The 25896-nt window shown below is 64.5% G+C and carries 11 protein-coding genes; 7 read left to right on the top strand and 4 right to left on the bottom strand.

The window, feature by feature from the left end; translation table 11 throughout:
* Positions 1-87: 87 nt before the first annotated feature.
* From P9273_RS07030 to P9273_RS07020, 3 genes are all read right to left on the bottom strand, one after another.
* Positions 88-774, bottom strand: a complete 687-nt coding sequence (locus P9273_RS07030; protein ID WP_278048231.1) for a M15 family metallopeptidase — start codon at positions 772-774, stop codon at positions 88-90.
* 37 nt (positions 775-811) lie between these two features.
* On the bottom strand, positions 812-2902 hold the full coding sequence (gene pbpC, locus P9273_RS07025) for a penicillin-binding protein 1C (RefSeq protein WP_278048230.1): 2091 nt from the start codon (positions 2900-2902) through the stop codon (positions 812-814).
* 217 nt (positions 2903-3119) lie between these two features.
* On the bottom strand, positions 3120-8600 hold the full coding sequence (locus tag P9273_RS07020) for an alpha-2-macroglobulin family protein (RefSeq protein WP_278048229.1): 5481 nt from the start codon (positions 8598-8600) through the stop codon (positions 3120-3122).
* Between the two features lie 277 nt (positions 8601-8877).
* On the opposite strand from P9273_RS07020, the gene P9273_RS07015 reads away from it, so the two are divergent.
* From P9273_RS07015 to P9273_RS06990, 6 genes are all read left to right on the top strand, one after another.
* Positions 8878-10806, top strand: a complete 1929-nt coding sequence (locus P9273_RS07015; RefSeq protein WP_278048228.1) for an autotransporter assembly complex protein TamA — start codon at positions 8878-8880, stop codon at positions 10804-10806.
* A gap of 2 nt (positions 10807-10808) precedes the next feature.
* Positions 10809-16859, top strand: coding sequence for a translocation/assembly module TamB domain-containing protein (locus P9273_RS07010; protein WP_278048227.1), 6051 nt, complete (start codon positions 10809-10811; stop codon positions 16857-16859).
* 276 nt (positions 16860-17135) lie between these two features.
* Positions 17136-18794, top strand: a complete 1659-nt coding sequence (locus tag P9273_RS07005) for an ABC transporter substrate-binding protein (RefSeq protein WP_278048226.1) — start codon at positions 17136-17138, stop codon at positions 18792-18794.
* A gap of 150 nt (positions 18795-18944) precedes the next feature.
* A complete protein-coding gene (locus P9273_RS07000) occupies positions 18945-19979 on the top strand; it encodes an ABC transporter permease (RefSeq protein ID WP_040995920.1) in 1035 nt (344 codons plus the stop codon).
* Between the two features lie 11 nt (positions 19980-19990).
* Positions 19991-21148, top strand: coding sequence for an ABC transporter permease (locus tag P9273_RS06995; RefSeq protein WP_278048225.1), 1158 nt, complete (start codon positions 19991-19993; stop codon positions 21146-21148).
* A 51-nt stretch (positions 21149-21199) separates the two neighbouring features.
* A complete protein-coding gene (locus P9273_RS06990) occupies positions 21200-23521 on the top strand; it encodes a dipeptide ABC transporter ATP-binding protein (protein WP_278048224.1) in 2322 nt (773 codons plus the stop codon).
* A gap of 13 nt (positions 23522-23534) precedes the next feature.
* Here the strand turns inward: P9273_RS06990 and P9273_RS06985 are convergent, their stop codons facing one another.
* Positions 23535-24125 carry a transglycosylase SLT domain-containing protein gene (locus P9273_RS06985; protein WP_278048223.1) on the bottom strand — a complete coding sequence of 197 codons (591 nt, stop codon included), beginning with the start codon at positions 24123-24125 and terminating at the stop codon, positions 23535-23537.
* A 213-nt stretch (positions 24126-24338) separates the two neighbouring features.
* On the opposite strand from P9273_RS06985, the gene P9273_RS06980 reads away from it, so the two are divergent.
* Complete coding sequence (locus P9273_RS06980) at positions 24339-25877, top strand: trimethylamine methyltransferase family protein (protein WP_278048222.1); 1539 nt, start codon at positions 24339-24341, stop codon at positions 25875-25877.
* The last annotated feature ends 19 nt before the right edge of the window (positions 25878-25896 follow it).

Raw genomic sequence — 25896 nt, 5'->3', positions numbered from 1 at the left:
AAGAAATGACGTCCTCAGCGTTGCCCCTTGGCTCCTCGTCAGCCGAGCTAATTAGAAACCGTCGAGCTCAGGGCAAGCCTGGGCGGTTCAATCGGCGGTGACCGGAAAATCGAAGCGCTGTTTTGGAAAAGGCTCTTTGGCCAGGCTGAAGTGCCACCATTCGCGCGCATAGTTGCGGAAGCCGGCGGCACGCATGGCGCCAAGCAGCATCTTGCGGTTCGCCGCCGCTTCGGCGGCAAGCGGGCGGTGCGCCGTCTCGCTCATCGGATCGAAGCAGTCGAAACCGGTGCCGAAGTCTAGCGTGCCGCCATCGGGCGCGCCGCAAGCCTGATGAACCGGGCTTTTCCTGGCGGCCTCGGCGATGGCGAGGTCGACCGTCGAGCCGCGCGAATGACTGGACAACTCACCGACATAGCCCTTGGCGATCAGATCTCCGCGTTCGACCGTTGGGTACCATTGCGGATCCGGCGGGCCGCCCTCTCTTGTCCATCTGTCCATATCGGCAACCGCGCGCGCCGGGCGGTAGCAGTCGAAGACGACCAGCGTCAGGCCCTTGGCGGCTATCGCTCTCTGCACGCCGGAGAGTGCCTTCGCCGCCTGCGCGGTCAGGATGCAGACCGGCGCGTCGTAACCATCGACCTTGCGGTGCAGGAAGTTTTCGCGGCCGGCGTAGCGGATATCCTGGCGGATGGTCGGGTCGATATCGGCCAGCCTGACGAAGCCGGCGGGCAGGGGATCGGCGCCGGCTGCGAGGGTGCCGGCGATCGAAAGCAACGCGCAAAACGCAATCTTCTGAATCGCTTGCCGCGTTCTACTCAACGAACACCTTCACGCTTGCCGCGCGGCCGGCGGCGTCGATCACGGTCAGAGTCGAATAGCCGGTGCCGTCCGGTTGCCAGGTGGCCGTGCGGCGGCGGTCGATGCCTGCGAGCGGCTTGCCGTTGGCGAGCCAGCGGAACGGCGCCCGGCCGCCCTGCAGCTTCAGCACCAGCGGCGTGGCCTCGGCCGAATTGGTGCCGAGATCCACGCGCGCGCCATTGGGCGGGAAGATGATGGTCGGCGCGGGCTCGGTGGCGGTGGCCTGCACCAGCCCGTCCGATCCGGCGCCGAAGCGGGCAAGCGTTACCGGCAATTCCTCGCGCTTGGGATTGAAGACACCCGGCGGCCGGCCGGGCAGCGGCACGCTGGCAAGGCCGGAACGGACGAAGCCTTCGAACAGAATGGGCGCCGCCGAGACATAGCCCGACAGGCCGGGGACGGGGCTGGCATCGGCGCGGCCGACCCACACACCCAGCACGTAGCGGCCGTCGAAGCCGACGGACCAGGCATCGCGATAGCCGTAGGACGTGCCGGTCTTGTAGGCGATGCCGCGCTGCATGGCGCCTTCAGGCGGCTTCACGCCGGACAGGATGTCGTTGATCTGCCAAGCCGCCTGGTCATCGAGGATGGTGGCCGTGGTGCGCTCCGCATTGGCCGGCTCGGTGCCGTCATGCAGCGTGTGCGTCTTGCCGCCATTGGCGAGCCCCATATAGAGCTGCACCAGATCGCGCAAGGTCACGCCGACGCCGCCTAGTCCGATCGCCAGGCCGGGCGCCTCGTTGACCGGCAGGATCGGGTTGACGCCGGCCTGGCGGAAACGCGCCGTCAGCCGTGCCGGGCCGACCGCGTCGAGCACGCGGATCGCCGGCACGTTGAGCGACAATTGCAGCGCCTGGCGGATCGAGACATCGCCCTGGTAGCCCATGTCGAAATTCTTCGGACGGTAGCCGCCGAAATCGGCAGGACTGTCCTCGATAATGGTTTCCTGCGCCACCAGTCCCTGCTCGAAGGCAAGCCCGTAGATGAAAGGCTTCAGCGTCGAGCCGGGTGAGCGCACCACCTTGGTCATATCGATCCAGCCGGAGCGGCTGGCGTCGAAGAAATTGGCGGAGCCGACCTCGCCGAGAATGTCGCCTGTGCGCGCATCGGCCATGACCATGGCGACGGAAAGTTTCGGCCCGAGCTTCCTGGCGGCATCCTTTGCCACCTGTTCCAGCCCTTGCTGCACGCTTTTGCGAATGGTGAGCTGCAGCGGCTTGCCGGGCACGGCTTTGGGCAGCATGGCATAGGAGGCATGCGCGGCCAGTGCCGGCAATTTTCTGCGCAGGCCGGAAACATCGTCCAGCGCAGCGCGCGCGGCTTCGCGTTCGCCGAGCAGGCCGGCCGAGACCATGCGGGTGAGCACGCGGTCGCGCGCGCTATGGGCGATGCCGAGATTGCGGTCGGGCCGGCGCCTTTCCGGCAATTGCGGCAGCGCGACCAGAAGGGCTGCCTCCGAGACAGTCAGCCGCTTCGGCTCCTTGCCGAAATAGGCGAGCGAGGCGGCGCGTACGCCTTCGAGATTGCCGCCATAGGGCGCCAGCGTCAGGTAGCGCTCAAGGATTTCCTGCTTGGACAGACGCCGCTCGATCTGGATGGCGCGCAGCATCTGCTTGAGCTTGGAGCCGATACTGCGGCTGTCACGCGGCTCGATCAGCCGGGCAAGCTGCATCGACAAGGTTGAGCCGCCGGAGACGATGTGACCGCTGGTGACGAGCTGGCCGGCGGCGCGGCACAGCGCCAGGACGTCGACGCCGCGATGGTCCCAGAAGCGCTTGTCTTCATAAGCGACCAGCATGTCGACGAACTGCCTGTCGACCTGGTCGAGCCGGGTATCGAGCCGCCAGTAGCCGTCCGGGGTGGCGAAGGCGCGCAGCAACTGGCCGTCGCGGTCCTGGACCTCGGTGGAGACCGTCAGCTTTGCCGGCAGCGGCGGCGGGAAGGCGCGGTCGAGTTCCCTGAGCGCGGGGATCGATGCGGCCGCAACGCAAGCAAGCGAGATGCCTGCAATCGCGGTGCGTTTGAGGGATTTTCTGGAGAGCACGGCGCTGCCCCTTTATTGCCCTGCCGGGCATTTCTCCCCGTATAGTGACGGGGAGAAATGGGCCTGCGCAGAGGCTTTCGCCAATTTCCAACGCTGCAGAATAGGTGCCGACGATCGCGACAATCCCCTTCTCCCCGTCACTATACGGGGAGAAGGTGCCGGTAGGCGGATGAGGGGCAGCGCCGTCGCCATGTTCATTTTCGTGCCATCGGCGAAATTACTCCGCCTTGACCTCCATCACGCCGGTGGCGGTGCGGGCCGAGTATTGCGGCCGGTACATGTCCTCCACCGTCGCCGCCGGATGGGCGTAGGTGCCGGGGGTTACGGCGCGAACGACATAGGCCAGCGTGATGTTGCGGTCGCCGTCGCCTTCATTGGGGTTGAAGGCGGCGACGAAGCGGTCGTCGCGGAACTCCAGATGCGCGGCGTCGGTCTGCGCCAACCAGGAGAAGTTCGACAATTGCGCACTGGAAACCAGGCTCGGATTGTCGATCTCGAAGCCGGCCGGCAACAGATCGGTGATCAGGAGCCGCGACGGCCATTTGTTTTGCTCATAGACCTTGAGCACGACCACATAGCGCTCGTTCTGCTTGGCTTCGGTGACGTTGGCCTCGGTGCCGTCGAGCTTGTAGTAGGTGCGATCGATGGTGAAGCCGTCGCCGCCGGCGGGCAACGGCTCGACCGGCGCGGCGACCGCCGTGACCACCGCCTGCAGCGGCGTCGCGCCGGTGTTGGCGATGGTGACCGGGCTGTCGACGAGGCTGCTGCCGGCGATCTGGTCGGAATAGCCGCCCGAATGCGGCGCGCCGTTGACGGAAAGCGTGATGGAATCATTGCCTTCCTTCAGCGCCCGCGCGGCAAGCAGCATCCAGGATTCGTCCTGCGTGCTCGTCCAGCGGGCATCGGCGCGTGCCACGCCCACGAGCTTGATCAGCTGGGGCATGATGCTTGGCACCGGCTTCGATTCCGCCGCCAGCGCCAGCATCGCCGCGCCGTCACGCAGCCGCGAGCCATAGTCCGAGCGGAAGTAGTCGTAGTCGGTCTGCGACTGCGCCAGCCGGAGCGCCGTCTGGAAGGTGGCTTCCGAACGCTGCGTGTCGCCGTAGAGTGCCAGGCTCGCCGCCAACTGGGCGACGGCCATCGGGCTGGAGAAAGCTTCGAGCTGGGTGTCTGCGTAATAACGCAAGTCGCCGATCGAAGCCTTCTTGTTGCGGGCGAGCACATAGAGCGCATAGGCGATCTCGCTGCCCTTATCCTGGACGTCCTGGTCGTAGCCGAGCGAGTTCTGCAGGTTGTTGAGCGCCTGGTTCATCGCCAGCGCCGGCACATCGTATTTCTCCTCGCGCGCCCGGGTCAGGAACTCGGTGACGTAGGCGTCGAGCCACAGATCGCCGGAGCCCGGCCCCCAGAGGCCGAAACTGCCGCTTGACGACTGGTAGGACAGCACCTTGTAGATCGCGTCCTGGATGCGGCCATGCAGGTCGGGGTCGTTCTCCATGCCGATGCTCTTGGCCATGTCGTTGACATAGAGCAGCGGCATGGCGCGGCTTGTCGTCTGCTCGGCGCAGCCATAGGGATAGCGGTCGAGCGACATCAGGAGCGACGGCACGTCGAGTGCGGAGGACTGCGAAACGCCGACACTGACCGAAGCGCCGTCGAGCACGCTGGCGGCAAGCAGCTCCTTATCGACCCGCAGCGAGCCGCCATGGGGCTTCAGGTCGACAACCATGCGGTTGGTGAGCGGAAGCTGGGCCGGACGCACCGGCAGATGGAGCGTCTGCTCGACTTCCGTACCGTCGGCATGCGCGAGCTTTACCGTGACCGAGGCATCGCCCGCGGTCTTCGCGACCAGCGGGAAGGTGAGCGACTGGCGCTTGCCCTGGGCGAGCGTCAGCTTCTCGGGCAGGGGCTTGTCGCCCGTCGACAGATCACCGGTCGTGGTGACAGACAGGGTGTAATCGCCGGCCGGGCCATCGGTATCGGCGATATCGAGACGCATGGTCGCGGCATCGCCCGGCGCCAGGAAGCGCGGCAGGCCGGCGGTAATCACCACCGGATCGCGCACGATGACGTCGGTCTCAGCATGGCCGACGGCATCCTTGGTCCAGGCGACCGCCATGACGCGCACGGTGCCGTTGAACTGCGGGATGTCGAAGTCAATGCGGGCCTTGGCATTGGCATCGAGCTCGACCGGGCCGGAGAAGAAGGCGACCAGCTTTTCGGTCGGTGGGCTGCCCTGCGCCTGCATGTTCGCCCCGTCACCGCCGGTGCGTATCTTGCCCATGGTGCCGAGCGAGCCGTCGATCAGGCGTCCGTAGAGGTCGCGGATTTCCAGCCCCAGCATGCGCTGGCCGAAGAACCAGCCCTCCGGATCCGGCGCTTTATAGTTGGTGAGGTTGAGGATGCCGACATCGACGGCCGCCACCATCACGTAAGCGTTGCTGCCGGCCTGAGCGCCGTCGACGGCAACGGGGATCGACAACTGCTGCCGCGGCACGGTCTTTTCGGGCGGCGTCAACGTGACCGCCAGCTTCTTCGAGCCGGGATCGACCGCCAGCCATTTGACGCCGATGGCGCGGGCCGGCATGCGCGATTCCTGCGCGTCGCCGGGCCGGAACAAGGTCGCCGTGACATAGGCGCCGGCGCCCCAGTCGTCGCCGACAGGAATATCGACGGTGCTGCCGCCGGCGGGCACCGAGGCGGTGACCGTCTTCAACAGCTTCTCGGCGCCGATGGTGACCAGCAATTCGCCGGCAAAATGCGGCGAGACCTTCAGCCTGGCGACCTCGCCGGCGGCGTAAGTGTCCTTGTCGAGCGCGATCTCCAGGCCGTCGGGGGTTTCGGTGGTGGTCGAGGCGACATACCAGCCGGCGTCGAACTCATAACTGGTCGCCGGACCATCCGGATCTGCGGTCTCGACCTCGAGCCGGTAACGGCCCCAGTCGACGGGAAGGGACACGGTCGCCTCGCCATCGGCCTTCAGGTCGACCGCGCCATTGGCGACCGCCTTGGTGAGGTTCACCGCCTCGTAGTTCCAGGAATTGTTTGAACGGTACCACTGATAATTCCGCTCGACCTTGACCAGCGACCACTGGGCGCCTTTCAGGTCCTCGCGCTTGCCGTTCGGGTCGACGGCGATGATGCTGAATTTGGCGGTTCCGCCTTGCGGCACCTCATCGCCTTCGAAATCCGGCCGGATGCCGATGACGTCGCGCTGCGGGCGAACGCCGATGTCGAGCGAGCGCTCGACGGCGCGGCCGCCGGCCTCGCGCATGCGCACGGTGACCTTGGCGTTGACCAGCTTGGTGGTCGACGGCAACTGGTCGATCGTGATCGGGAAGGTCGCCTTGCCGTCGTCGCCGACGACCGGAAGGTTGGCGAGAGGCGTCACGGTCGGCTCGCTCGACTGCTCGTCGGCCAGACCGAAAGTGAAGTCCTTGAAGCTGTCCCAGCTACTGGTGGTCGACAGCGTCATCTCGCCTTCAAGGGCGAGGCCCGCGGCCGGCGCGCCATAGAGGAAGCGGCCGTCGACGGTGGCGTTGGCGGTCTCGCCCTGGGCGATCTCCTTCTTGTCGGCGGTCAGATCGAATTCGATGCGATCCGGCACGAAATCCTCGACAAGGAACATCTGGCTGGCGACCGGCGCCTGCTTGGGATCGGTGTAGATCGACACCGTCCAGGTGCCGCGCATGGCGTTGGCCTCGAGCGGCAGATCGACGGCATGCCCGCCGGCGGATTCGCCGTTGCTGACGATGCGACGGTTCTCGACGCCGTCGGGACGGGTGAAGATGAAGGTGAGCGGCAGGTTGTCGACCGCTTTTGCCGCGCCGTCGCGGGCAAGGGCGGCGACGTGCACATCCTCGCCGGCGCGGTAGATGCCGCGCTCGGTCCAGGCATAGACGTCGAGCGCGCCTGGCGAGGCACGCCCCGCGACGCCGCGATCCGACAGGTCGAAACCGGCCTTGCCCATGTCGAGGAAGACGAAGTCGTTGTCACCCTGCTTGGCCATCAGCACCGCCGGCACCATGCCGTTTTCGCCGCGCGTCAGGCCTGGATTGAACACAGCGTGGCCCTCGGCATCGGTGGTCGCGGTGCCGAGGATTTCGTTGTTCTTGGCAAGCAGCGTCAGTTCGGCGCCGGAAATCGGCTTGGCCGATCCCAGCGAACGGGCAAAGACGTTGAGACCGTCCTGGCCGGTATAGGTGGAAAGGCCGATGTCGGAGACGACGAACCACTGCGTGGCGCGCGAACCATAATCGTCGCTCTTGTCGTCGACCGGTTGCGCGGTCAGCACATAGACGCCGGGCTTGCGCTGCGGGATCGCCTCATCCACCGGGAACGAAGTGGTAACCTCCTTATTGAGATCATTGGCGATATCGAGCGTGCCCGACCAGACGGGGGCGCCCATCTGGTCCGAAATGGTGGAGACGTCATAGCCATCGAGCTGATGCAGGAACTGATAGCCGGACAGAAGCTGCGCCAGCGAACGATCGCCGATGCGGTAGAGCGTCATCTTGGCGGCGTTCATGTTGACGGTGACGACCGGAATGCCGCGGCGGGCGCCTGCCGGCAGCACGAAGCTGTCGCCGGTGAAGCGGGCGGACGGGGCGCGATCCTGGACATAGATCGACAGCACGACGGGCGCGGCGATCGTTTCGCCGATCGCCGCCGGCAGGCCGGCGCGGAAGGTCACGTCATAATGTTGGCCGTGTTCAAGACCCTCGACGCAAATCTGCTTGTCCTTGGCCTCGACGGCCTTGGGCGCGGCGTTGTCGACGGTGACGAACTGCGAATAGTCGACGCCGGTCTTGACCAGCTCCTCGGAGAACTGAGCGCAGATGCGCGGCGAGGAGGAATCGGCATCGACGGTGTGCTCGACGACGCGAAAGCCCTTGCGCGCCTTGAGGTCGGCATAGTCGGCCTGGACGGCGGGCGAGCTCACCAGCGCAAGGCTCGCCTCATAGGCCTGCAGCGAAGGCCGGTAGAGATCGCGCTTGTCGAGGCCGGCGGCAAGCAGCGCCAACGCCTCGGCGCGGGTCTTTGCCGTGCGCACCAGCTTGTAGGCGTTGAAAGCTGCCGAGGTGGCGTTCATCGGCAAAGTCGCGGGTTCGGTGGTGTTCGACGCCGGCTCCACGGCGAGTATCTCGTGCGCCAGCGCCAGCCAGAGCGCGCCGTCATCGGGCAGAACGGAGATCGCGGCCTGGTATTTCTGCATGGCGAGGCGATGATCGCCGGTAAGCGATGCCTGCTCGGCGGCAGCCTGCAGGGCGGCAAGGCCCTCGGTCGGCTTGTCATAGGCCGGGTCGGTCAGCTTGTTGCGGAACTGCTGGGCCTGGTCGGCCATCCAGTTCGGGAAAAAGGCCAGAGCCGGCGGAGCGCCGATATCGGGGTCGCCATCGACATTCGCGACCTTGCCGGCGACGGCACCGGTGAAGGATTTCAACTGGTTATAGTCGGATTTGAGAAAACACCATTTGGCCTTGGTGTTGTAGGTGAAAGCGCGGCAGGCGGGGTCGCCGAGGCAGCTTGTCTTGCATTGGTCGAGGCTGACATTCTGCTCCGACCTGAGGTCGAAACCGAAATAATCGGAATTGTCGCTCGTCACGATTCGCCGGGCTTCGGCCGCAAAAGCCGCCCCGCCCAGGGCGAAAAAGATGAGAAGAAGGAAAGAGAGACCACGAGCCGCGCGCATTGCCATACCACCCTCCAGACATCGCCAGCGTCCGGGCATGATCAAGCTTCGTGCAGGCTTGTCAACGCCGGAACGCCGCAGGTTCATCACCCGCGAACGGTTTCCATGCCGGCCAAAGGCCGGTATTTCGACAGAACCTCTGTGAGACGGATCACACTTTCTTGCGGAATCGCAAAAGGTGTGAATTCCAAGCCCATTCTATTTCAGACAATTGGATTGTGGCCCCTTTACGAACGTTGCGGAACTTCATTCCAATTTTAGTTTTGTCGACTAGGTTGTCTTAATGCCGGCGCGTGAAGTGCAGATGTCAGGAGGGTTCGCGCCAGGGCGCGGGCTTTCGCGCGCCCTGCTTTTCGCGCTCGTCTGCTCGACGGTGCTGGCCGCTGAGGTGCGGCAGGCGGCGGCTTTCGAGATTTTCGGCATCAAGCTTTGGGGCTCGTCCAAGGACGAGGATGCCGACATCGTCGATCCGCTGCGCTATTCGGTGACGATCAATGCGCCTGACGCCGACAAGGATCTGATCAAGAGGCTGGAAAACGCCTCGGCGCTGAAAAATGACGAGGAGCATCCGGTGTCGGGGTCGCTCGGCCTGATGGCCAAGGCACGCGGCGACCGCGAACAACTCGTCGCCGCCCTCTACGCCGATGCCCGCTACGAGGGCGTGGTGACTATCACGATCGAGGGCAAGTCGATCGACGAATTGCCGCCGGATGCCGAGTTCAAGGGGCCGCAGCCCATTCCGGTGGTCATTACGGTTTCTCCCGGAGCGAAATTCACGTTGGGCAACATCCGGCTGAAGGGTGATGCGGCGGGGTTGGCGGCAGCCGATTTCGGCCTGATCGCCGGCGGCGATGCCGGCTCGGGCGCGGTGCTCAAGGCCGAAGCGCTGATCGTGCGGGCGCTGAAGGAAGAGGGCAGGCCGCTTGCCAAGGTGACCGACCGCGAGATCGTCGCCGAACACACCAGCTCGACGCTGGACGTGACGCTGACGGTGGCCGCCGGCCCGGTCGCCGGCTATGGCGACACGACGGTAGAGGGCACGGAAAAGGTCGATCGCGACTTTACCGAATACATGACCGGGCTGAAACGGGGCCAGCAATATTCGCCGCAGGAGATCGACGATGCTCGCGACCGGCTGCTCGGCCTCGAGGTCTTCAACAGCGTGACCATCAAGGAAGGCGAAAAGCTCGACGCCAACGGCAATATTCCGATCGATGTCCAGGTCAGCGAGCGCAAGCCGCGGTTCTTCGGCGTCGGCGGCACCTTCTCGAACACGGAAGGCCTGGGGCTCGAAGGCTATTGGGGCCATCGCAACCTGTTCGGACAAGCCGAGAAGCTGCGTTTCGACGGCTCGATCAGCGGCATCGGCAGCAACAGCATTTCGGCGCTCAACTACAATGCCGGCGTCATGTTCGAAAAGCCGGGCGTGCTCGGGCCGACATCGAAATTCTTCACCGGCATCAAGACGGTGTTCGAACATCCCGACGCCTACGACCATTTCTCGGTCAAGGGCGACGTGGGCGTCTCCTACGACCTCGACAAAAAGCAACGGGTCTCGGCCGAGTTCGACCTCGACTATTCGCGGATCACCGACGCCTTCGGCAAGCACACCTATCTGATCGCCAGCGTGCCGCTGCAATATGTCTATGACAGCCGCGACGACAAGCTGAACCCGACCAGGGGATTCCGCTTCCTCGCGTATGCGGAACCCAGCTACGACATATTGAACGGCGCAACCTTCCTGAAGCTGAAGGGCGAGGGCTACACCTACCAGTCGCTCGACACGGCAAGCCGGTTCGTGCTCGCCGAGCGCGCGACGCTGGGTTCGATCGTCGGCACAGGGCTGCAGAATGTGCCGGCCGACCGGCGCTTCTATTCCGGCGGCGGCGGCTCGGTGCGCGGCTATTCCTACCAGGGCATCGGCCCGAAGGATATTGACGGCCAGCCGATCGGCGGCCTCTCCTCGTTCGAAACCTCCGTCGAGATGCGCATCGGCGTCACCGACACGATCGGCATCGTGCCCTTCGTCGATGCCGGCACGGTCTCGACCAAATCCTTTCCCGATTTCTCGAACGTGAAGGTCGGCGCAGGCGTCGGCCTGCGCTATATTACGCCTTTCGGACCGCTGCGCATCGACGCGGCCGTGCCGCTCAACCGCGATCCGGGCGATCCGCATTTCGGTATTTATGCCGGCATCGGTCAGGCGTTCTGACAATGAAGATTTTCTGGCGCGTCCTTCGCATCTTAATCTACACGCTGCTTCTGCTGCTGGTGGTGGCGATCGGCGCGCTGGTCGTTTTGACCGGCACCGAAGGCGGCCGCCAGAATCTTGCCAGCCTGATTTCGAAGATGGCCTCCAACGAGGACCGCAAGATCACGGTCGCCGGCATCGAAGGCATCTGGTCAGGTGCGCTCAGGGTGGACCATGTCGTGCTGGAAGACCGCGCCGGCCCCTGGATGGTGGCGCGCAAGGTGGCGCTCGACTGGTCGCCGACGGCGCTTCTGTCCAGGAATTTCAGTGCCGATCGTTTTGCCGCCGAGCGCATCGAGCTGGCGCGGTTGCCGCGGCCAAGCCAGCAGCCATCGCAAGGCGGGTCGACGAGCCTGCCGGTGTCGATCGACGTGAAGCGGATCGATCTGCCGGAGATCGCGCTGGGACAGGAGCTTGCCGGCAGCGGCATCGCCGAGCTGGCCGCCAAGGGCTCGCTCAAGGCCGATCCGTCGCCACTGGCGTTCGAAAGCGTGCTCAATGTTTCCCGCCATGACGGCAAGCAGGGCAATGTCGACGCCAAGATCCACTTTGCGCCGGCAGACAACAAGCTCGACCTCGATCTCAAGGCGTCGGAGCCGGCCGGCGGCATCATCGCCAATCTGCTCAAGCTGCCGGATGCGCCGCCCATCAACATCGTCGTTTCCGGCAGCGGGCCTTTGGCCAATTGGAGCGGCGTCGGCACCTTCATGGTCGATGGCCGGATCGTCAGCCAGCTGACCGGTCGGCACCAGCTCACCGACAAGGGCCACCGCGTCGAGGCCAAGGGCGACGGCGAATTCGAAGGATTCCTGCCGGAGAAGATAAAGGCGCTGTTTGCCGGCAAGACGCGCTTCGACCTGGCCGGAACGGCGACTGCATCGGGTGGGATCGATATCGAGCAGGCCACCATAGAGAGCGATTCCGTGCACGGCGCCGCGACCGGCAATGTCGATCCGAAGGGCGCCAGCGACCTGGCGGTCGAGCTCTCCGCCAAGGACAAGCCCGTCACCGTCGATGTCGGCAACAGCGCGGTTCCGATCCTGGTCGCGGTCGAAAAGGCCACGGTGCGCGCCTTCGGCGACGGCAAGGCACCGACGGTCGATATCGGCACGTCGCTTATTTCGGTCGCCGTCGGCGGCACCCAGCTCAACAATATTACAGGCGAGATCCATTCCGACGGCTTCGATGTCGAGACCCTTAGCGGCCCGGTCAGCATCAAGCTCGCGGCCGCCGGTCTGAAGACCGATGTGGCGACGCTGGCGCCGCTGGTGACCGGCAAGCTCGCGGCGGATCTTTCCGGCACGATCAGCCGCGAGACCGTCATCATCGACAAAGGCACCTTGCGCAGCGATGCGCTCAATGCCGGGCTGACGGCAAATGTGGCGTTGGCCGACCTGTCGATGACGCTGAAAATGAATGCCGACGCAGTCTCGAAGGCATTGCCGCCGCAGATCAGCTCGCTGCTTGGCGAGCGGGTGAAATTCTCGGCCACCGCCACGCGCGATCCGCAAGGCGCGTTCGCCGCCAACTCGCTGGAGATCAGCTCCGGCTCGCTCAGCGCCAGCGGCACAGGCAGCATGCAAGGAACGAATATCCAGGCCAGCGTCAGGGGCACGTTGGGCGACGTCTCGCCGCTGTCGTCGCTGGCTGGCACGCCGCTCGCGGGCGAGGTCAATTTCGCGCTGAGCGCAAGCGGTCCGCGCTTGGCGCCGGATTTTACGGTGTCGGCCGACAGCGCCAGCCTGACGGCGGCCGGCCGCACGGTGAAGGACATCAAGCTCTCGGCCAAGGGCAAGGCCGATGTCGCCAATCCGACCGCCGAAATCTCGCTGACCGGCAGTGCCGAGGGGCAGGCGCTCGACATCGAGGCCTCGCTGGTGACCGCCGATGGCAAGCGCTCGATCAAAGGGCTCAGCCTGGCGCTCGGCGACAATAAGGTGTCGGGCGATCTCGTGCTCGACGACAAGTTGCTGCCGCTCGGCACGCTCACGCTCGCCGTGCCCGATATCGGACCGCTCGCAGCACTCGCGGATCAGGCCGCCACCGGCGACATCAACGGCACGATCGCCTTTGCCAAGGACGGCGAGGCGCCGACCGTCACCATCAACGCGGCCAGCACGTCGATCGCGCGCGGCGATCTGGCGGCGAAAGCCATCACCGTCAACGCGCTGATCGCCAACTACCTGAAAGGGCCGGCCATCTCAGGCACGATCAAGGCCGACAGCGTGACCTCCGGCAGCACGGTCATCAGCGGCATCGGCATCGATTTGAAGCGCGACGGCGACTGGACCAATTTTACCGGCGGCGCAACAGCGTCCGGGATTCCGGCGACCGCCACCGGGCGGGTGAAGATAGCCAACGGCACGACGAGCGTGGAAATCGCTTCCGGCGAGGCGACGGTGCGCGGCATCAAGGCGGCCATCGCCGAGCCTTCCAGCCTCTCCATCGCCAATGGCGTGACTTCCATCGAGAAGCTCGCGCTCAATCTCGGCGGCGGCTCGGCGACGGTTTCCGGCAGCGCCGGCCAGACCTTGGACCTCACGGCCAACCTCGCCAATCTCCCGGTGGCGCTCGCCAACGATTTCGTGCCTGGCCTAAACGGGGCGGGAACGGTGGAAGGCACTGCACATGTCACGGGTCCGTCGTCCAATCCCGACGTGCAGTTCAACGTGAAAGTGGCGGGCGCCGAGACCAGCCAGACCCGGCAGGCTGGGCTCGGGCCACTGGATCTGGACGCTGCCGGCATCTACACGCTGGCCGGCGGCGTAGCCCTCGACCACGCCTCGTTGTCGGGCGAAGGGATTTCCGGCAAGGCCGCCGGCACGCTCAACCCGAACGGCGCCAGCGATTTCTCCCTCGACCTCACATCGTCCGGACCCAGCCTGCCTTTGATGGTCGGCAGTGCTGAAAGCCCGGTCAAGATCGCGGTCCAGTCCTTGTCGGCAAAGATGGCGGGGGAGAGCACGCAAGCGCGGCTCGATCTATCCGCGATCCTGCCCTCCATTGCCGCCAGCCAGGCGAAGGTGGACGGTCTCACCCTGATGCTGCATTCGGACGCCTTCGACCTCAAGGGGCGGGCAGGACCGGTCTCCGGCACGGTCTCCGTGGACAGGATCGGCCTCGATAATCCCATGCTGGCACCGCTGATCGCCGGCAAGGTCACGGCGAAGGTCAATGGCCGGCTGGCACCCGATTCCGTCGCCGTCAACAGCGGCTCCTTCAAGAGCGATGCGCTCAACAGCCAGGTCGCCGGCCGGATATCGCTTGGCGACGGCGCGGTCGATCTCAACGTAAAGGCCGATGTCGCTTCTTCCGCCTTGCCGGCCGCGGTGCGCGGCATGCTTGGCGAGCGCGCTGAGTTGAGCGCCGCGCTGAAGCGCGATGCCAATGGCAACGTCAATGTCGACGGCCTGAGGCTGAATTCGGGAGCACTCAGCGCCGACGGGCAGGCGAGCCTTGCCAACAGCAAGCTTGCCGCCGACATCAGGGGTGCGCTGAGCGACGTTTCAGGGCTGTCGAAGGACGCCAAGGGCGCCATCGCCTTTGCCCTGAATGCGCAAGGCCCGGTCACCGCGCCCGACCTGTCGATGACGGTGAGCAGCGATCGGCTTTCGGTGGCGGCGCGAGAGATCACGGGGCTGAAGCTCACGGCCAGCGGCAAGGCCGATGCCGCCAATCCGGCGGCCAATGTTGAGCTCACCGGCAATGTCGCCGGGGAAAATTTGCAAGGCAGCGCGGTGCTCGCCACGACCAATGGCAGCCGCGCGATCAACGGGCTTCTGCTCTCGCTCGGCCCGAACAGGATATCGGGCGATCTCGCCCTCGACGACGCCTTCGTGCCGGTCGGCACCGTTTCGCTCGACCTGCCCGATATCGGACCGCTGGCCGCGCTGGCCTTGGAAAAGGCCGAGGGCAATGTGCGCGGCACGATCGCCTTCTCCAAGACCGCCAACGGGCCGAATGTCGTGGTCAAGGCGAACACCTCGGAGATCAAGCGCGGCGATCTCTCGGCCAGGAATGTCGCCATCGACGCGCAGATCGCGAATTATATGGCTGCTCCGGTCATTGCCGGCACGGTGCGGGCCGAGAGCGTGACTTCCGGCGGCACCGCCATCACCGGCATCGACGTCGATCTCAAGCGCGACGGCGACTGGACCGGTTTTTCCGGCGGCGCCACCGTCAAGAACATTCCGGCCAAGGCCGCCGGCCGCGTGAAGGTCGCCAACGGCACGACGACCGTTGAGCTCGCATCTGGGCAGGCGACCGTGCAGGGCATCAAGGCCGCGATCGCGCAGGCCTCGACGATCACTGTCGCCAACGGTGTGACGACGCTCGACCGGCTGGTGCTCAACCTCGGCGGCGGCACGGCGACGGTGACGGGAAAGGTCGCGCAGGCGCTCGACATCAACGCCAATCTGGCGAGGGTGCCGATCTCGCTCGCCAACAGCTTCTCGCCGGGTCTCGACGCGGCCGGCTCGGTCTCGGGCACGGTCAAGGTCACCGGCGCGCCGCCGACCCCCTCGGTCGCCTTCAACATCGATGCCGCCGGCGTGCAGACCTCGCAGACGCGCGGCGCCGGCCTGGGCGGCATGAATGTGTCGTCCTCGGGAACCTTTGTCGACAACAAGCTCGCCTTCGACGCCAACATCAGCGACGGCGCCGGCCTCGGGCTCAAGGGCGGCGGCACCGTGAGCACGGCAGGCACGCCCACCTTGGCGCTCGACTTCAAGGGCAAGGTGCCGTTTTCCTTCCTTGCCGCCAAGCTCGCCGCGCAAGGTCTGGCGCTCAACGGCACCGCCAATGTCGATGTGCAGGTGCGTGGTCCTGCATCCGCGCCGGTGATCAGCGGCAAAGTCACGACATCCGGCGCGCGCCTCATCGATGCGCGCTCCGGCCTGGCGGTGAACGACATCGCGGCGGACGTCTCGATCGCCAGCAGCGTCGCCAGGATCAACCGGCTGACCGGCACGCTTTCGACGCGCGGCAATCTCTCGGCGAGCGGCACGGTGGGCATCACGCCGGCGCAAGGCTTCCCGGCCGACCTGTCGATCAAGCTCACCGATGGCCGCTACACCGACGGGCGAGTGGTGACCGCCAATCTCGGCGGCGACCTGACCATCAAGGGGCCGCTGGTCTCGGCGCCGGTGATCGCCGGCACGATCAACCTGGCGAGAACGGTCATCACCGTTCCGGACAAACTGCCGGGGTCGCTTTCGGAACTCAACGTCAAACATAAGAATGCGCCTCGCGCCGTGCGGGCACAGGACAAGGCGTTGCACCCGGCCACATCCAGCGGCGGCAATAGCGGCAGCGGGCTCACCCTCGATCTGACAGTGAACGCGCCCAACCAGATTTTCATCCAGGGCAGGGGCGTCGACGCCGAACTGGGCGGATCGCTCAAACTTACCGGCCCGGCGTCGTCACCGCAGGCCGTGGGCACCTTCACCTTGCAGCGCGGGCGGCTAACGATCCTCGCCAAGCGGCTGACGTTCACAGAGGGTACGGTCGGATTCCAGGGATCGCTGGTGCCTTACCTCAATCTCACGGCGACCACAACGACAAGCAGCGCCACCGTGACGATCGTGGTTTCCGGCGAGGCGACCAACCCGAAATTCAACTTCTCCTCTGTTCCGGCGCTGCCGGAGGATGAGGTGCTGGCACAGCTTATCTTCGGCCGCTCGATGTCGAACCTTTCGCCGCTGCAGATCGCCCAACTCGCCGACGCTGCCGCGCAATTGGCAGGCGCCGGCGGCACGACGTCGCTGCTCGACAACCTGCGGAACGCGATCGGCATCGACGACCTTGACGTGACGACGGACGAGAAGGGCGGCACGGCGGTTTCGGCCGGCAAATACCTCAACGACCGCACCTATGTGACTATACAGAAGGGCGACAAGCCAGGTTCCGGCAAGGCTACGATCGACCTCGATGTCGGGCGCGGCGTGAAGCTGCGCGGCGAGGCCAACGACGCCGGAGAAGCCAAGGGCGGCGTCTTCTACGAACGCGAATATTGAGGCCGCGCCGGCGTTCCTCTGCGAAACGGCGGGCCGTCCGCCACGCGTAGTGAACTCGCTATCCGTGTAAAATGTATTGATTTAATCGCCCGCGACGATTTTTTGGGAAATCCGCGTCGCGATAACAAATTTGCGTCAAGACTGTCGCTATCGCGCGAACCGGGTTGCGGCCAAAGATGCACATTCCCTGGCATGTTCCTGCTCCACACCGTCTTTTGACAACGCGGTCTGGATGCGGAATGTTAAAAGGCGGAAAGCCAACAATGGGAGCAAGTCATGGCAATCTACAAAAGCAATGGTGATCGTGTTCCGGATCACATCCTGAAAATGGCCGAAGAAGCCAAGACGGGTAATGTGGACCGGCGCGAATTTCTGGCTTTGGCCAGCGTCTTCGGCGCATCGACGGCAATGGCCTACGGCATGCTCGGCCTCGCCGCGCCGACCTCGGCCCGGGCCGAGGACGTGCAGGGCAAGAAGGGCGGAGTGATCAAGGTCGCCATGTCGATCAAGGATCCGAAGGATCCGCGCACCGCAGACTGGTCCGAAATCGCCAATGCCGAGCGCCAGGCGCTCGAGCCGCTGGTGAAATACACGAAGGAATATACCTTCGCGCCCTACCTCCTGGAGAGCTGGGACATCAATGACGACGCCACCGAATACACGCTGCATGTGCGGCCGGGCGTCGAATGGAACAACGGCGACAAGTTCACCGCCGACGACGTGATCTACAATTTCACCCGCTGGGCCGACAAGGCGGCGGAAGGCAACTCGATGCCTGGCCGCCTCGGCAGCCTCGTCGACGACACGACCAAGAAGCTGCGCGAAGGCTCCGTCGTCAAGGTCGACGACATGACGATCAAGCTCAAGCTGACCAAGCCCGACATCGCCATCATCCCGAACCTGTGCGACTATCCGGCGCTGGTCGTGCACAAGACCTTCGACGAGAAGGGCGCCAACTTCAAGAACTGCCCGATCGGCACCGGTCCGTTCGAGCTGGTCTCCTACGATGTTGGCCAGAAGGTGGTCTACAAGCGCCGCACGACCGGCAAGTGGTGGCAGGGCGAAGCCTTCCTCGATGGCGTCGAGTTCATCGACTACGGCACTGATCCGGCCGCGACCGTCTCGGCTTTCGAATCGGGCGAAGTCCAGACCAACCACGAAACGACCGCCGACTATATCAAGATCATCGCGGATGTCGGCGCTCCGGTATCGGAAGTCGTGACGGCGGCCACCGTGGTGTCGCGCTTCAACGTCACCCACAAGCCCTATGACAACCAGAAGGTTCGTCAGGCGATGCTGCTTGCCGTCGACAACGCAACCGTCTTGCAACTCGGCTACGGCAATGCCGGGACGCCTGCCGAAAACCACCATGTCGCGCCGATCCATCCGGAATATGTCAAGCTTCCGGAGGTCAAGCGCGACATCGCCAAGGCCAAGCAGATGCTGACGGAAGCCGGCGCGATCGATTTCGAGCACGAGCTGATCAGCAACGACGAGGACTACCACAAGAACACCACGGACGCGATCGCGGCGCAGCTGCGCGAAGCCGGCATCAAGGTGAAGCGCACCGTGCTGCCGAGCTCGACCTTCTGGAACGACTGGACGAAGTATCCGTTCTCGGAAACCAACTGGAACATGCGTCCGCTGGGCATCCAGGTGATCGCCATCGCGTATCGTACCGGCGAAGCGTGGAACGAGACGGCCTATTCCAATCCGGAGTTCGACAAGAAGGTCAACGAGGCGCTCGGCATCGCCGATGCGGAGAAGCGCAAGGTTGTGATGAAGGATATCGAGCAGATCCTGCAGGATTCCGGCATCATCATTCAGCCTTACTGGCGCAAGCTCTACATCAACATCAAGCCCGAGGTGAAGAACCACTCGATGCACCCCACCTACGAGCACGACTTCGGCAAGGTCTGGCTCGAGCAGGCGTGATACATGGCGCGATGAATGCGAGGGGCAGCCGCCCCTCGTATTTGCAGCTTCGTTGCCGTTGCATAACCTGCAGCGGCGGCGGGGCGCTATCCGCATTACGAAACAGGGTTGAATGTATCTGACCCCAACCCGGCCGGCAGGGGGGCACACATGTTCTCATTCATCGCCAGACGCATCGGCACGATCCTGCTCACGATGCTGTGCCTGACGCTGGTCGTCTTCTTCCTCGTCAATCTCGAGCCCAATCTGAAGAAGCTGGCGATCAGCCAGACCGAGATGCACACGCCCGCCGACCAGCTTGAGAGCTGGCTGGTCAATCACGGCTATCGGCAGAATTTCTTCCTGCGTTACGGCCAGTGGCTGGGCGTCCTGCCGAAGCATCCGATCACCGATCCGGCAACCGGCAAGACCACGCAGCGCTTCTCCTTCTGCAACGACCCCACGGAGCCGCAATTCTCCGGCGTGCTGCAGGGCGATTTCGGCTGCTCGACCAAGTTCAAGACGACGGTCGCCGCCAAGCTTTTCCCGGCGCTTGGCGCCACCGGATTGCTGATGTTCTGGGTGCTGGCGGTGATGGTGCCGATCTCGCTGCTGATCGGGATTCTCGCCGGCATGCGCGAAGGCTCGCGCACCGACCGCGTGCTGTCGGTCGCCTCGATCGCCTCGACGGCGACGCCTGAATATGTGTCGGGCGTCATCTTCACCGTCATCTTCGCATCGTGGCTCGGCTGGCTGAACGGCTCGGCGGCGTCCGCCAGCCAGGGCATTACCTTCTACAATTTCACCCTGCCGGTGATCACGCTGGCGATCTACGGCACAGGATACATCGCGCGCATGACGCGCGCCTCGATGGTCGAGGTAATGACGCAGCAATATATCCGTACCGCCCGGCTGAAGGGCCTGTCCTTCAGCAGCGTGGTCATCAAGCACGCGTTGCGCAACGCGCTGATCGCGCCGTTCACCGTCATCATGCTGCAGTTCCCGTGGCTGCTCACCGGCGTCGTCATCGTCGAGGTGATGTTCCGCTACCAGGGCTTCGGCTACACGCTGGTCGAAGCCGCCGGCAACAACGACATCGATCTGCTGCTCGGCTGCTCGCTGGTCTCGGTGTTCATCGTGCTGATCACACAGCTCATCTCGGATGTCGGCTACGCGTTTCTCAATCCGCGTATCAGGGTTCAGTAGGGGCAGGGCCGATGCAAACGGAATATATCAGCGCCTTCGATGTGGTTATCGGCGTGCTCTGGCGATTCTGGCCGGTCTGGGTCGCGCTCATCCTGGTGATGGGCGCGAGCTTTAGCTACCGGAGGAAGCTCGGGCTCTACGGCCAGCTCTTCGACAGCGGCGTCGGCATTGCCGGTGTCTTCATCTGCCTGTTCTGGCTGTTCACGGCGATCTTCGCCTCCACCATCTCGCCCTTCGACCCGCTGGCGCAGGTCTCGGTGATGAAGGACACGCTGCCCGGCGCGATCGAACCGGCGTCGAAGCTCGTGTACTATTTCGGCGGCGACAAGCTTGCGCGCGACGTGTTCTCGCGCATGGTCTATGGCAGCCAGATCGTTCTCATCATCGCGCCGGCCGCCACCGGCTTCGCGCTGATGGTGGGCATCACGCTCGGCCTGCCGGCCGGCTATTATGGCGGCAAGATCGACACGCTGCTGTCGTTCCTCGCCAATCTGGTGCTGGCCTTCCCGGTGATCCTGTTGTTCTATCTGCTGGTGACGCCGGGCATCATGGACACGCCGATCCCCTATGCGATGGCGGGACTGTTCTTCCTGTTCCCGATCATCTTCTTCTGCGTCCTGTTCTGGACCCGCTACAAGAACCGGCCGGACCGGCTTTATATCCTGCTCGGCATCACGCTGGTTGTCGGCGGCTGGATCTATGCGGGCCTGGTCTTCGACAAGGATCCGCTGCACATCGTCCACATCGATCCCAACCAGCTCAACATCTTCGTGGCGGTGGTGTTCGCCTCCAGCCCCGGCGTGTTCCGCATCGTGCGCGGGCTGACCATGGACATCAAAACGCGCGACTATGTGGCGGCGGCGCAGACACGCGGTGAATCGCCGTGGTACATCATGCTGTGGGAGATCCTGCCCAATGCGCGCGGTCCGCTGATCGTCGATGCCTGCCTGCGCATCGGCTACACGACGATCCTGCTCGGGACGCTCGGCTATTTCGGCCTGGGCCTGGCGCCGGAAAGTCCCGATTGGGGCACCGCGATCAAGGACGCCAGCCGGCTGTTGCGTTCCTTCATCCACCCGGCGCTGCCGCCGACGATCGCCCTGATGTCGTTCGTGCTGGGGCTGAACCTTTTGGCGGATTCGCTGCGCGAACAGTCGATGAAGGATTGATGGCGGGGCCCTAGGCCCTACCTGCTGGAACAACTAGGATTGGAGCGACCCATGAACGAGGCAGTTCGAAATCCGGCTCAACCAATCATCGAGATCGAGAACCTCTCGATCTCCTTCTTCACCCGCAAGGGCGAAATCCCGGCCGTGATGGATTTTTCCTGCACGGTCATGCCCGGCGAGGCGATGGGCATCGTCGGCGAGTCCGGCTGCGGCAAGTCGACCGTGTCGCTCGGCATCATGCGCGATCTCTCCAACATCGGGAAGATCGTCGGCGGCCGGATCAAGTTCCAGGGCCGTGACATGGGCGAGATGTCGGAGGAGGAGCTTCGCGCCATCCGTGGCAACAAGATCGCAATGATCTACCAGGAGCCGATGGCGAGCCTCAATCCGGCGATGAAGATCGGCCAGCAATTGATGGAAGTGCCGCGGATCCACGACAAGGTGTCCAAGGAAGAGGCGTATAACCGCGCCCTGGAGATGGTGCGGGCGGTGAAGCTGCCCGACCCGGAGCGCATGATGCGCTCCTATCCGCACCAGCTTTCCGGCGGCCAGCAACAGCGCATCGTCATCGCCATGGCGCTGCTGTCGAAACCGGCGCTGCTCCTGCTCGACGAGCCGACCACCGCGCTCGACGTCACCGTCGAGGCCGGCATCGTCGAGCTGGTCAAGGGACTCGGCGAGAAGTTCGGCACCTCGATGATCTTCGTGTCGCATAATCTCGGCCTCATCCTCGAGACCTGCGACAAGATCACAGTGATGTATTCCGGCGAGGCGGTCGAGACCGGCAAGATCGAGGACGTGTTCGACCGGATGCGCCACCCCTATACGCAAGGGCTGTTCCGTTCGATCCCGCTGCCCGGCGCCGACAAGAATTCCCGGCCGCTGATTTCCATTCCCGGACAGTTGCCGCTGCCGCATGAGCGGCCGAAGGGCTGCAATTTCGGGCCGCGCTGCCACCATTTCGTCGAGGGTGTCTGCAACGCAGCGGAAATCCCGATGATCCCGGTGGAGGGTCATGAGGGGCATTTCTCGCGCTGCGTGCGGTTCAACGAGATCGACTGGGAGGCGCTGCCGCCCGGTGCCAAGAAGGTCAACGAGAAGGTCGAGCCCGGCGCGCCCGTGCTGAAGATCCAGGACCTCAAGAAATACTACAAGGTCGGCGGCAGCGAGGTGTTCGGATCAAGCGAAGGCCGCGTCGTCAAGGCCAACGAGACGATCTCGTTCACCGCGCGCGAATCCGAGACGGTCGCGATCGTTGGCGAGTCCGGCTGCGGAAAGTCGACGCTCGCCAAGGTGCTGCTCGGCCTCGAGACCGCGAGCTCCGGCACGGTGATTTTGGCCAATAAGGAGATCCAGTCGACGGGCATCGAGAACCGCGGCGTCGATACCGTCTCGTCGATCCAGATGGTGTTCCAGAATCCGTTCGACACGCTGAACCCCAGCCATAGCGTCGGCTCGCAGATCATCCGCACGCTGGAGAAGTTCAACGTCGGCAAGACGGTCGCCGAGCGGCGCCAGCGCATGCTGGAGCTGCTCGACCTGGTGAAGCTGCCCAGGGCCTTCGAGACCCGCAAGCCGCGCCAGCTTTCGGGCGGCCAGAAGCAGCGTATCGGCGTTGCGCGCGCCTTCGCCGGCGATGCCAAAGTGGTGGTGGCCGACGAGCCGGTCTCGGCGCTCGACGTCTCGGTGCAGGCGGCGGTGACCGAACTGCTGATGGACATCCAGCGCAAGAACAAAACGACGATGCTGTTCATCAGCCACGATCTGTCGGTGGTGCGCTACATCGCCGACCGCGTCGTCGTCATGTATCTCGGCTATATCGTCGAGCAGGGCACGACCGACCAGATCTTCTCGCCGCCCTACCATCCCTATACCGAGGCGCTGCTGTCGGCGATCCCCATCGCCGACACCAGCGTGGTCAAGAAGCACATCGTGCTCGAAGGCGACATTCCCTCGGCCATGAACCCGCCGACCGGCTGCCCGTTCCAGACGCGATGCGGCTACAAGAAGCTGGTGCCGGACAATCTGTGCGAGACGCAGGTGCCGCCGGTGAAGAATCTCGGCGGCGGCCATACGAGCCTGTGCTGGCTTTCGGACGACGTGCTGGCCAAGATGGAGCCGGTCATCAAGTTCGACAAGGAACACGCCGCGCGTGAGGGCGTGCCGGATGATGCGCCGCACGGCGAGGGGCCGGGCTTTGCCGGTACGCCGCCGCAGCGTCCGGACGGCAAAAACGCCAGTGCGGAAGCTGACGCGATCAAAGAGGGTGCCGAGGAGAACGACGCCGTGCTCAAGGCCCGTCGCCACGAAGTGCGCGACGAGGATTCGGAAACCGGTGTCTCAAGGCCGAAGGACACGACAAGGCGGCACTAACCCAGGACGGGTGTCAGCTGCCGCATTGCCGTAGCTGCGCTGCGTAGTCGCGCGCCATCTGGTCGGTGGCGCGCGCGTAGCTTTGAACGCCGGCGTCGCCGCGGTTGCCACGGCCATAGGCGGTCCAGCCGAGATAATAGGCCAGGTAGAGGTCGTAGGTGTCGTTGCGGGCGACACCGAAAGTGTCGGCGGTCTTGGAGTGATACCAGCCGACGAAATCGATGGCGTCGGCAAAGCGTGTCCGGCGCGCGGCCCAGTTGCCGGTCTCGCTTTGATATTGCGACCATGTGCCGTCGAGCGCCTGCGAGTAGCCGGTGGCGCTCGAGACATGCTTCCACGGGATGAAGCCGAGCAGCTTGGTGCGCGGCGGGCGGGCATTGCTCTTGAAGCCGGATTCCTTGCGCACCGTCGCCATCAGCACGGGAACGGGAACCCCGTATTTCTGTTCGGTTCGCTCGGCGGCGGACTGCCAGTTGTCGAACCAGCCGTCATTCTGGTCGAAGACGGCGCAGACATTGTTGATGTGGCTGGGCGCCGTCGCGCAGGCCGAAAGCGCCAGCAGCACGGAGGCAGCGACAATTTTACTAAAACTCGACCTACGCATTGGAAGACGAATAGGCCGAAATCATAAAAGGAGTCTTGCTCGCTTCCTTAACGCGGACGGGGGAGGTGCGAAAAAGGCGAGTGCTGATATTACGACTGTTTGTGTCGCTATTCTTTTCTTCGATTTTGAAAAATGCCGCCTTGGCTAAAATCGCGCCGGCAAATGGCGAATTCCTGACAGCTCGCATGCGATGCCGGCGCTCTGATGCGGGGCATGAGCGAACCAAGACGCAAGCGCGGCGCCGAGCGCACCAGCAACCGGGGACCTGCCGCCATCCCGCAACTGCCGCGGCGGCGGGTAGAGAACCCCTATCCGCCGATGGCGCTGCTGTCGGCCGACCAGATCGAGGCCATCCACCAGGCATCGATGCATATATTGGAGAATTTCGGCATCGAGGTGATGAGCCCGCGGGCGCTGTCGCTGTTCGAGCGCGCCGGCGCCAAGGTCGACCGCGGCTCGATGAATGTGCGCGTCGATCGCGGGATGGTCGAGGAGGCGCTGAAATCGACGCGCAGCAGCTACACGCTTACTCCGCGCAATCCCGCTCGAGCCATCCATCTCGGCGGCAGCACCATCAATTTCACCCTCGTCGCCGGCCCGCCCAACGTGCACGACATGGAACGCGGCCGCCGCGCCGGCAACCTTGCCGACTACTCGGATCTCATCCGGCTAGCGCAGCATTTCAACTGCATCCACATGCTCGGCAACCAGGTCTGCGCCCCGATCGAGCTGCCGGCGAACACACGGCACATGGACACCTACTTCGCCAATCTGACGCTGACCGACAAATGCTTCCATGTCTCGGCGATCGGCCGGGGCAGGGCGCTTGACGGCATCGAGATGATGGCGATCTCGCGTGGGCTGACGCTGGATGAGATGGCGCAGGACCCCGGCGTCACCACCATCATTTCGGTCAACTCGCCGCGCCGTTTCGACGAGATGATGGCGGAAGGGCTGATGACGATGGCCGAATACGGCCAGTCGGTGGCGGTCACGCCGTTTACGTTGATGGGCGCGATGAGCCCGGTGACGCTCGCCGGCGCGCTGGCGCAGCAGAATGCCGAGGCGCTGTTCGGCATCGTGCTGACGCAGCTGGTGCGGCCGGGCGCGCCGGTGATGTATGGCGCCTTCACCTCCAATGTCGACATGAAGTCGGGCGCGCCGGCCTTCGGCACACCGGAAAACACCAAGGCCAATATCGCTTCGGGGCAGTTGGCGCGACGCTATAATCTGCCCTACCGCACCACGCCTGGCTCGGCCTCCAATGCCGCCGACGCGCAAGGCGCCTACGAGACGATGATGGCGCTGTGGGGCGCGGTGCTCGGCCACGGCAATCTCGTCTATCATGCCGCCGGCTGGCAGGAGGGCGGGCTGACGGCCTCGTTCGAGAAGCTCATCATCGATGTCGAGATGATCCAGCACATGATGGAATTCCTGCGGCCGATCGCGGTCGACGAGGGCGAGCTCGCGGTCGAGGCGCTGGGCGCGGTGCCGACCGGCGGCCATTTCTTCGGCGAGCCGCACACGCTGGAGCGCTATGCCACCGCCTTCTACCAGCCGATGCTCTCCAACTGGCAGAATTACGAGGCCTGGCAGGAGGCCGGCGCGCTCGACACGACGGCGCGCGCGACCAGGCTTTGGAAGAAGGCGCTGGAGGAATATGTCCAGCCGGCCATGGAGCCCGCCGTGCGTGAGGCGCTCGAAGCCTATATGGCGCGCCGCAAGGAAGCGATCGGGCAAGGCGAGCCGTGAGGGAACAGCTTGCCGTCCT

This window comes from Mesorhizobium sp. WSM4935 (genome assembly GCF_029625735.1).
GTDB lineage: Bacteria > Pseudomonadota > Alphaproteobacteria > Rhizobiales > Rhizobiaceae > Mesorhizobium.
This window is presented reverse-complemented; position numbering and strand designations above follow the sequence as displayed.

What these genes read in the sequence shown, in the direction of transcription:
- P9273_RS07020 (WP_278048229.1), bottom strand. Translation starts at nt 8,600, where the DNA reads ATGGCAATGCGCGCGGCTCGTGGTCTCTCTTTCCTTCTTCTCATCTTT.
- P9273_RS07015 (WP_278048228.1), top strand. Translation starts at nt 8,878, where the DNA reads ATGCCGGCGCGTGAAGTGCAGATGTCAGGAGGGTTCGCGCCAGGGCGC.
- P9273_RS07010 (WP_278048227.1), top strand. Translation starts at nt 10,809, where the DNA reads ATGAAGATTTTCTGGCGCGTCCTTCGCATCTTAATCTACACGCTGCTT.
- P9273_RS07005 (WP_278048226.1), top strand. Translation starts at nt 17,136, where the DNA reads ATGGCAATCTACAAAAGCAATGGTGATCGTGTTCCGGATCACATCCTG.
- P9273_RS07000 (WP_040995920.1), top strand. Translation starts at nt 18,945, where the DNA reads ATGTTCTCATTCATCGCCAGACGCATCGGCACGATCCTGCTCACGATG.
- P9273_RS06995 (WP_278048225.1), top strand. Translation starts at nt 19,991, where the DNA reads ATGCAAACGGAATATATCAGCGCCTTCGATGTGGTTATCGGCGTGCTC.
- P9273_RS06990 (WP_278048224.1), top strand. Translation starts at nt 21,200, where the DNA reads ATGAACGAGGCAGTTCGAAATCCGGCTCAACCAATCATCGAGATCGAG.
- P9273_RS06985 (WP_278048223.1), bottom strand. Translation starts at nt 24,125, where the DNA reads ATGCGTAGGTCGAGTTTTAGTAAAATTGTCGCTGCCTCCGTGCTGCTG.
- P9273_RS06980 (WP_278048222.1), top strand. Translation starts at nt 24,339, where the DNA reads ATGAGCGAACCAAGACGCAAGCGCGGCGCCGAGCGCACCAGCAACCGG.